A 1,108-nucleotide genomic window follows, 5' to 3' on the forward strand; every position below is an offset into this window, starting at 1 on the left:
GGCTTTTGAAGTAGGGAATATCGGGCATGTGAAGAATGTCGTTATGCTTCAGCGTACCGGTGGCGATGTGTCATTTGTTGAAGGTCGTGATGTATGGATGCATGAGTTGATGGAGCGTCAGGGTGCTTATTGTGACGCTGAACCGATGAGCGCTGAAGATCCCTTGTTTATGCTGTATACCTTTGGTTCAACTGGCAAGCCTAAGGGCGTTTTGCATACTACTGGTGGTTATCTTACTTACGCATCCTTTACGCATGAGAAAGTATTTGATTATCGCGAGGGCGAAGTTTTCTGGTGTACCGCGGATTTCGGATGGATTACTGGGCATAGCTATATTTTGTACGGTCCATTGTGTAATGGTGCGACAACAGTGTTGTTTGAAGGCGTGCCAAATTATCCTGATGCTTCTAGGTTCTGGCAGGTTGTTGAAAAACATCAGGTGAACGTATTTTATACCGCGCCGACCGCAATTCGTGCGTTGATGGCTGCTGGTGATGATAAAGTTCAATCCTACAACCGAGATAGCATTCGTCTTTTAGGCTCGGTGGGCGAGCCAATTAATCCAGAAGCTTGGGAATGGTACTACGAAGTAGTCGGAGAAAAACGTTGTCCTATTGTTGATACGTGGTGGCAAACGGAAACCGGCGGCGTATTGATCTCCGCTATTCCGGGAGCGACGACTTTGAAGCCAGGCTCAGCAACGCGTCCATTGTTTGGTGTGAAACCTGCGATTGTCGATAACGAAGGCAATATTCTAGAAGGCGAATGTGAAGGGAATTTAGTCTTAATGGATAGTTGGCCTGGTCAAATGCGCACCGTCTACGGTGATCATGAGCGCTTTATTCAAACCTATTTTTCGACGTATGAAGGAATGTATTTTACGGGTGATGGAGCTAGACGTGATGCAGATGGGTACTACTGGATTACTGGTCGAGTCGATGATGTATTGAATGTCTCTGGACACCGCATGGGAACAGCCGAGATAGAGAGCGCGCTTGTTGCTCATAGCGCTGTTGCTGAAGCGGCGGTTGTTGGTTTTCCGCATGACATCAAGGGGCAGGGCATCTACGTCTATGTTTCGATGATGGCAGATGCTGATTTGTCTGAT

General features: G+C 47.4%; 1 protein-coding gene. It reads left to right on the forward strand.

Annotated elements, in window-relative coordinates; genetic code table 11:
- Nucleotides 1-1,108, forward strand: a 1,108-nt coding sequence (locus A3762_RS23950; protein ID WP_156493713.1) for an acetate--CoA ligase, incomplete at both ends; no start/stop codon positions are given.

The organism is Oleiphilus sp. HI0125, assembly GCF_001635355.1.